At 61.2% G+C, this 7,199-nt stretch carries 8 protein-coding genes and 1 pseudogene; 4 read left to right on the top strand and 5 right to left on the bottom strand.

Annotated elements, in window-relative coordinates:
- Window positions 1-175: pseudogene (locus WB528_RS04105) on the top strand (TAXI family TRAP transporter solute-binding subunit); the annotation flags it as partial.
- A 94-nt stretch (window positions 176-269) separates the two neighbouring features.
- Here the strand turns inward: WB528_RS04105 and WB528_RS04100 are convergent.
- The gene (locus tag WB528_RS04100; RefSeq protein WP_423887152.1) at window positions 270-1,484 is read right to left on the bottom strand and encodes an ABC transporter substrate-binding protein; all 1,215 of its coding nucleotides are present in this window, start codon (window positions 1,482-1,484) and stop codon (window positions 270-272) included.
- Window positions 1,485-1,753: 269 nt separating this feature from the next.
- Between WB528_RS04100 and mobB the strand changes: the two genes are divergently transcribed.
- The 3 genes from mobB to WB528_RS04085 all read left to right on the top strand — a co-directional run bounded on the left by mobB (window position 1,754) and on the right by WB528_RS04085 (window position 4,620).
- Window positions 1,754-2,281, top strand: coding sequence for a molybdopterin-guanine dinucleotide biosynthesis protein B (mobB, locus tag WB528_RS04095; protein WP_423887154.1), 528 nt, complete (start codon window positions 1,754-1,756; stop codon window positions 2,279-2,281).
- 344 nt (window positions 2,282-2,625) lie between these two features.
- On the top strand, window positions 2,626-4,281 hold the full coding sequence (locus WB528_RS04090; protein WP_423887151.1) for an OFA family MFS transporter: 1,656 nt from the start codon (window positions 2,626-2,628) through the stop codon (window positions 4,279-4,281).
- Window positions 4,282-4,371: 90 nt separating this feature from the next.
- Window positions 4,372-4,620 (top strand): hypothetical protein, encoded by a 249-nt coding sequence (locus WB528_RS04085; RefSeq protein ID WP_423887150.1) that lies wholly within the window; start codon window positions 4,372-4,374, stop codon window positions 4,618-4,620.
- 6 nt (window positions 4,621-4,626) lie between these two features.
- Here WB528_RS04085 and WB528_RS04080 read toward each other — a convergent pair whose 3' ends face one another.
- The 4 genes from WB528_RS04080 to WB528_RS04065 all read right to left on the bottom strand — a co-directional run bounded on the left by WB528_RS04080 (window position 4,627) and on the right by WB528_RS04065 (window position 7,129).
- Window positions 4,627-5,025, bottom strand: a complete 399-nt coding sequence (locus WB528_RS04080; protein ID WP_423887149.1) for a hypothetical protein — start codon at window positions 5,023-5,025, stop codon at window positions 4,627-4,629.
- A gap of 350 nt (window positions 5,026-5,375) precedes the next feature.
- Window positions 5,376-6,356 (bottom strand): 4-hydroxy-tetrahydrodipicolinate synthase, encoded by a 981-nt coding sequence (dapA, locus tag WB528_RS04075; RefSeq protein ID WP_423887148.1) that lies wholly within the window; start codon window positions 6,354-6,356, stop codon window positions 5,376-5,378.
- 9 nt (window positions 6,357-6,365) lie between these two features.
- Window positions 6,366-6,809, bottom strand: a complete 444-nt coding sequence (locus WB528_RS04070) for a hypothetical protein (RefSeq protein WP_423887147.1) — start codon at window positions 6,807-6,809, stop codon at window positions 6,366-6,368.
- Window positions 6,810-6,856: 47 nt separating this feature from the next.
- The gene (locus tag WB528_RS04065; RefSeq protein ID WP_423887153.1) at window positions 6,857-7,129 is read right to left on the bottom strand and encodes a hypothetical protein; all 273 of its coding nucleotides are present in this window, start codon (window positions 7,127-7,129) and stop codon (window positions 6,857-6,859) included.
- Between the last annotated feature and the right edge of the window lie 70 nt (window positions 7,130-7,199).

Below are 7,199 nucleotides of genomic sequence, written 5' to 3'. Positions count from 1 at the left end.
CGACATCGCCTATCGCCTGATCCGCACGCTGCATGGCGCCGAAAGCGCGCTGTGCAAGAAGCAGGCGCAGGCCTGCGAGACCACGGCGGCGAATACGCTTGCCGCCGCGCCCGACCCGGCGCTGATTCATCCCGGCGTGATGAAATATTTGCGCGAGATCGGGGTGGCGAAGTGACGGAAAGTGAATTTATCGGTCGTCCCGGCCAAGCCAACGGGTCGCGCGAGCGCGCGCCCGATGACAGGCTCCGCGCGAGCCGGGACGACAGGAATCACTTCTTCACCAGCGAACACGCCGTATCAGGCGGCCCGAACGCATCCTCGCCGGAAATGGTCGTCAGCACCTTGTAATAGTCCCACGGATATTTGGATTCTTCCGGGCTCTTCACCTGTACCAGCATCAGGTCATGCACCATCAGATTGTCTTCGCGCAGGCGGCCGTGACGAGAGAAGAAATCCTCGATCGGTTTCTCCCGCATCTTGGCGGCGACCTTGAGGGGATCGTCGGTACCGCTGTCCTTGACGGCGTTGAGGTAGTTCATCACGGAGGAGTAGACGCCAGCCTGCCACATCGTCGGCATCCGGTTCATCTTGGCGTAATAGCGCTTCGACCATTCCCGGGTCTTGTCGTCCATGTCCCAATAGAACGACGTGGTCAGCAACAGGCCCTGTGCGGCGGGCAGCCCAAGCGCATGAATGTCGGTGATCAGCACCAGCAGGCCGGCCATCTGCTGGCCGCCCTTGAACAGGCCGAATTCACCGGCGGCCTTGATCTCATTGGTGTTGTTCGGTGGCCCGGCCGCGATGCCGATGATTTTCGCTTTCGACGCCTGGGCTTGCAGGATGAACGAGGAGACGTCCGGCGTCGCAAAGGGCAGGCGAACCGAGCCAACCACCTTGCCGCCGTTCTTGGTGATGACGGCGGATGCATCCTTCTCCAGCGCATGGCCGAAGGCATAGTCGTCGGTGAGGAAGAACCAGCTGTCGCCGCCGCGCTTCACCACGGCCTGCGCGGTGCCGACCGCGAGCGCGCGGGTGTCGAACACCCACTGGATGGCGTAGGGCGAGCAGAACTTGCCGTGGAAGTCGGCCGTGCCGGTCGAATGCACGATGAGAAGCTTCTTCTTCTCGTTGGCGATGTTTTGCACCGCAAGCCCAACCGCCGACACCGGCACGTCCACGATCAGATCGACCTGCTCGGTATCGTACCAGCGCCGCGCGATGCTGGCGCCGATATCCGCCTTGAGCTGATGGTCGCCGACGATCACGCTGATCGGCTTGCCCAATACCTTGCCGCCGAAATCGTCGACCGCCATTTGCGCCGCCGTCACCGATCCCTGGCCGGTCGGCGTCGAGGCCGGGCCGTTCATGTCGGTGAGCACGCCGATCTTGACGACGTCGTCGGAAATTTGTGCTGCTGCCGGCGCAGGCACCGCAAGCGCCGCGGCGGCGAGAGCAAAGCCTGTGGCCATCTTCCAGGCGAACATCGGTCCCTCCCTTGGCTTGTTTTGGCGGACCGGCCGAAAGCTCGGACCCGGTCGCCCCTGTTGAGGTATTCATTCGACATTCGGCGGGCGGCGTCAACGCGAAGCGGCCCGCGCGGTCGCCGATGCATCGCAGCATTTGGTCTAACTGTTCGGACTTCATCCGCGATCCAATGCCGCGAGCCGGTCAGCATGACATTGTGCGACAGCCGATATAAGGCTTTCCCATCGGGACGAGTAGCCAGCGGGCATCGGAGACGACGGTGATAATGATGAAGGTGATCGGGATTGCGGGATGGAGCGGAGCAGGGAAGACGACCCTGATATCGCGCGTGATTCCGTATCTGCGTCAGCAGGGGCTGCGCGTCTCCGTGATCAAACATGCGCACCACGAATTCGACGTCGATGTACCGGGCAAGGATTCCTGGGTGCACCGGCAGTCGGGCGCCGAGGAGGTGCTGGTGTCGTCGGCCAACCGCTGGGCGTTGATGCACGAACTGCGCGGGGCGGCAGAACCGGCGCTGCCGGAATTGCTGAAGAAGATGTCGCCCGTCGATCTCGTGGTCATCGAAGGCTTCAAGTCGGAGCCGCATCGCAAGATCGAGGTGCATCGCACGGCCAACGGCAAGCCGCCGCTGTTTCCAGGGGATCCGGCCATTGCCGGCATTGCGACGGACGCGGCCATTGAAACCACGCTTCCCGTGGCAAATCTCGACGACATTCCGGCTGTGGCCGAGATGATGCGGCAATATGCCGTTCCCGTAACAGATGTGCTGGCAGCGAGCGTGGGCGAAACCTGAAAAGACAACATGTGATCGTATTTTTGATCGAAAAGCCAAATAGCTTGACTGAAGACGTTAATGCGGCTGCACGCGACGGCCCGCGAAGCGGTCCAGATGGCTGATCGTATCTTGCTCGTGGTGGACAGGAGTCAGCCAGGGCCGCCATGTCTACCTTTTGCCTATCGACACGCGGGTGCGATTCTGCCCCAATTCGTCCAGACGACGCACCGTGCGACAATGGCGCGCGGTGGATTGTGCAGAGCACAAATAGAAGGCTTAGCACGATGGTAAAATTTCTTGTTATTAGGGTCGCGGAACAACAGACATGCCCGGCAATGGGCTGCTGTCCAGGGGAGGGTTGAATGACTTCAATTAGTAGCGCGGGAAGCGTGCCTAGCGCCGGATCGGGAATCCTCGATCGCGAGCATACGATCGCGAAGGCCGGCTTCAACCGCTGGTTGGTGCCGCCGGCGGCGCTTTGCATTCATCTGTGCATCGGAATGGCCTACGGCTTTTCCGTGTTCTGGCTGCCGCTTTCGCGCGCGATCGGTCTGACCGCGCCAAAGGCCTGTCCGGATATGACCCTGGTGCATGAGCTCTTCACCACCACCTGCGACTGGAAGGTGGCGAGCCTGGGCTGGATGTACACCCTGTTCTTTGTCGTGCTCGGTGTTTCCGCTGCGATCTGGGGCGGCTGGCTCGAACGCGCCGGTCCGCGCAAAGCCGGTGTCGTCGCTGCGCTGTGCTGGAGCGGTGGCCTCCTGATCGGAGCCTTCGGCATTTACGTCCATCAGCTCTGGATCATGTGGCTAGGGGCTGGTGTCATCGGCGGCGTCGGTCTCGGCCTCGGTTACATCTCGCCGGTGTCGACGCTGATCAAGTGGTTCCCCGATCGCCGCGGCATGGCGACCGGCATGGCGATCATGGGATTCGGCGGCGGCGCCATGATCGGCGCACCGCTGGCGAATATTCTGATCAACCACTTCAAGACCGCGACCTCCGTCGGCGTGTGGGAAACCTTCGCCACTCTGGGCGTGATCTATTTCATCTTCATGATGATCGGCGCCTTCGCCTATCGCGTCACCCCCGTGGGATGGAAGCCGGATGGCTGGACGGCGCCGAGTGAAACCAAGACGATGATCTCGGAGCATAACGTCCATCTCGACAACGCGCACAAGACGCCGCAATTCTGGCTGATCTGGTGGGTGCTCTGCTTGAACGTGTCGGCAGGCATCGGCGTGATCGGCATGGCTTCCCCGATGTTGCAGGAAATCTTCGCCGGCAAGCTGATCGGTTTGCCCGACCTGAACTTCGGCGCGCTGTCCCCTGAACAGAGGACAATGATCGCGGCGATCGCGGCCGGCTTTGCCGGCATGTTGTCGCTGTTCAACATCGGCGGCCGTTTCTGCTGGGCGTCGTTGTCGGACTATATCGGCCGCAAGAACACCTATTATACGTTCTTCATCCTCGGCATCGTGCTCTACGCACTGGCGCCGACGTTTGCGGCTATCGGCTCGAAGGTGCTGTTCGTCTCTGCATTCTGCATCATCATATCGATGTATGGCGGCGGCTTCTCGACGGTTCCTGCCTATCTCGCTGACGTATTCGGAACGCAGTTCGTCGGCGCCATTCACGGCCGGATTTTGACAGCGTGGTCGGCCGCCGGCATCGTCGGTCCGGTCGTGGTCAACTATCTCCGGGAATTCCAGCTCGCCGCCGGCGTGCCACGCGATCATCTCTACAACAGCACCATGTATATCCTGTGCGCGATGCTGGTTGCCGGCATTATCTGCAACTACCTGGTCAAGCCGGTCGATCCGAAGTGGCACATGAGTGTCGACGAGGTGGCAAAGCTTCAGGCCGCGGGCGCCAACAAGATGGCTGGGGTTCAGACCGGATCGTTCGGCATCGGCAAGGGAGGCCTGGATGCAAGGGCAGCGCTGTTCTGGCTGTTCGTCGGCATTCCGCTCGCCTGGGGCGTCTGGAAGACGCTCGAGAGCGCCGCCAAGATACTCTGATTCTCAACTCCTTGCGTCGCGGGACACCAATGGTGTTTCGCGACGCCTCTTCTCCATAAACAATCAAGAATTCATCCGAGGGGATTTCCAATGCTTCGTATTTCAACCTGCCTTGTCGCTGCGTTGCTGGTCACGGGCAGTCTTCACAGCGCCTCGGCCCAGACGAGCGATGCCAAGCCTTCGAAAATGAAGCTCACGATGGCAAAGCTGAAGGAGATGAAGGCGAAGTGGGCGATGAACAGGCCCAAGCTCAAGGTTTGCCGCATCGAGGCGAAGAGGAAGGGACTTAGCGGCGATGATCGCTGGTTCTTTATCGCCGACTGCATGGACAAGAGCTAGGCTTCGTCAGCCGAAGAGTTTCTTGCGGGCGGAGACGACGAGCCGAAAGAAGGGCTTGAGGTAGCCAACAAGCGGATTGCCGTGATTTTTCACGTCGAGCTCAAACCGCTCCGACGGAAAAATCGTGGCGCAGCCAAGAGGCCGGGAAGCCCGCCGTGCAAAGGCGAGCGCCGAGCTTTTGAGCAGGAACATGCCACCGGCCTCGCCCTTGGCGTCGCGGACGAGCCAAAAGCCATCGCGGTCGCGCCCGACAAAGAACGTCGGAATCGATGCGCTGATGACGCCGGGATCGAGCGGCTCGAAACACGCCGTCGCCTTCGAAGGCTTAAGAGCCGGCGCCTCTGAAAATCCGGGATGGGTGAGTGGCATCGCGATCATGGTGTGAACTGCAACCTGCATGTTCATGAAAGTGGATTGCGAGCAGGAACCGGCGATTTCTCGCAAAGCTCATTTGTCCATGACCGCCGTAGGAATGCGAGAGAGGCCCGCGCCGCATCTCATAGGAAAGAAATAAAGATGCGGCGCGCGGGATCGACGCGTTGCCGGCATTTATTGCGCGTCTATGACGGCGCTCCGTGGGCGGTCTCGAATTCCTATGCTTCTTGTGAGCATGTTCCGCCTTATGCCGGTGTGTCCGAACCCGGTGCAGGAGCGTCCTATGCGGCCATTCTCGTCTCTCGCATCCGTACTGGTTTCTCAGATTCGTCAAATCGCGGAGATGCTGGGCACATCCTGGGATCTCAAGAATTGGGACATCAGGAAATATCGCCCGGAGCGGCATTATATGCGCGGTCCTGGGCCGAAATGGCGGGAGAAGCATTCTTCCCGTCCGGCATGATGTCGTTTTCGCCGAGTGCTTCAAGCGCATCCGCCACCGAGGCCTTCGCCGGGTCGGATAGTCCTGCGAGGGGCAGGCGGGTATCGGCGCGCGCCAGCCCGAGCAGGCTCAACGCATATTTGACCGCTGCCGGATTTTCTTTCGCGATGAGAGCCGCAAGAGGCAAGAGCCGCTGTTGCAGGCACTGCGCGGACTGCATTCGACCTTGCCTGTAACTTGAGAACATTCTCTGAAACATGGCCGGGGCGATGTTCGACGCAATCGAAATGCTTCCGTCGCCGCCGCTGCAAAGGAAGGCGAGCGCCGTCGTGTCGTCACCGGACAAAAGGCGGAAGCGTGCCGGCAACATCGGCCGCAGCCGTGCTGGCCGCGAGAGGTCGCCGGTCGAATCCATGAGCCCGACGAACTGCGGCGATTCCGAAAGCTTCAAAAGGGTGCCGTCCGCCAGTTCCCGAACCGTCCGCGCGGGATTGTCGTGCAGCACGACGGGCAGCGCCGTCGCGTTGGCGATTGCGCGAAAGTGCGCCTCAATGCCCGCCTGCATCGGTTTGTTGTAGTAGGGCACGACCGACAGAATTGCGTCGGCGCCGGCCAGCTCCGCGCGCCGGGTCCGCTCGACGGCTTCGTTGGTGGAATTCGATCCCGCACCCGCGATGACGCGGACGCGCCCGCGGGCGGCGCCCGCCGCGGTCCGAATGATCGCGTCAAGCTCGGCCGATGTGAGGGTCGTGAATTCGCCGGTCGTCTCCCCAACGACGATGGCCGAGGCGCCCACCTTGATCTGCCGCTCGCAAAGTCCGGCGAGGGCCGTCAAATCGACTTCGCCGGCCTCATCGAACTGCGTGGGCAGATCGGGAATGCAGCCCGAGAGCCACGTGGTTGAGTTGTCAAAGGGCATGACCGGATTTCACGCCGCATTTTCCATTTGGCCGAAGCCCTGCCGGCAGGCGGATAGCACAAGCCCCTGCTGGCACCTCACGCCGGCTTCAATCTGAAACTCCATATGTTGAAGCTTCGTCCGGATCCTGAGGCTGCAATTGCTTGCATGGGTATCGATCAGGACGGCAATGGTCGCGTTGGTGCCGAGAAACGGCGATATTTCGGTCAGCGCCCTTTCGATTGGTTCTGGTGCTTCCCGCCCCGCGATCAGCCCGATCGTATGCTGGCGCCGCGGAATCCCGCACGTCAGAACGGTCGCCACCCGCATGAATCCGCGGCGCCACAGTTGCAGATACAGTTCCATGCCATCATCGCCTGCGATAATCGCGCGCTGCAAGTTCGACAGGCGCGTGAGCCCTACCATCGTGTCGAGGACCTGCTCCCGGCCTGAAACGGAATGAAGCTGAACCATTTTTGCTCTCCTGGATGATGGCTCCTCGACGCGTCGCGGCGACGCTGTCAGGCGATTTGTCGCGCGCGGTTGGTGGAGCGGGAAATGCCGGCGCGTGGCGACCCGTTCAGGTCAAGCTCGATTCCGCGCGGCAGTTCGACAATCGTTTCGGGATGGTGACCGTTTTCAAACAGTGCGTATTTGAAGGCCTCGGCGCGGTTGACGAACAGGCCGCCATAGAGGCCATTTTGTTCCTGGGCGACCCAGTTGCCGCGGCTGTTCTTGCCGATAAGGGTGATGGTCGATGCGGAACTGCACGAGGGAGGTTCGACGAGTTTCACGTTGGTATTCCTTGCAATGAGGAGCCAGTCCACGGGAGTGGCGTGGCCCGTGCGCGAAATATCCTGCCGG

Source organism: Bradyrhizobium sp. (genome assembly GCF_049586575.1).
In the GTDB taxonomy this organism is placed as follows: domain Bacteria; phylum Pseudomonadota; class Alphaproteobacteria; order Rhizobiales; family Xanthobacteraceae; genus Bradyrhizobium.
The sequence above is the reverse complement of the archived record's forward strand: the minus strand, read 5'-3'. Positions and strand labels throughout refer to the sequence as shown.

Coding starts and splice junctions, on each gene's coding strand:
- WB528_RS04100 (WP_423887152.1), bottom strand. CDS start 1,484: ATGTTCGCCTGGAAGATGGCCACAGGCTTTGCTCTCGCCGCCGCGGCG.
- mobB (WP_423887154.1), top strand. CDS start 1,754: ATGAAGGTGATCGGGATTGCGGGATGGAGCGGAGCAGGGAAGACGACC.
- WB528_RS04090 (WP_423887151.1), top strand. CDS start 2,626: ATGACTTCAATTAGTAGCGCGGGAAGCGTGCCTAGCGCCGGATCGGGA.
- WB528_RS04085 (WP_423887150.1), top strand. CDS start 4,372: ATGCTTCGTATTTCAACCTGCCTTGTCGCTGCGTTGCTGGTCACGGGC.
- WB528_RS04080 (WP_423887149.1), bottom strand. CDS start 5,025: ATGAACATGCAGGTTGCAGTTCACACCATGATCGCGATGCCACTCACC.
- dapA (WP_423887148.1), bottom strand. CDS start 6,356: ATGCCCTTTGACAACTCAACCACGTGGCTCTCGGGCTGCATTCCCGAT.
- WB528_RS04070 (WP_423887147.1), bottom strand. CDS start 6,809: ATGGTTCAGCTTCATTCCGTTTCAGGCCGGGAGCAGGTCCTCGACACG.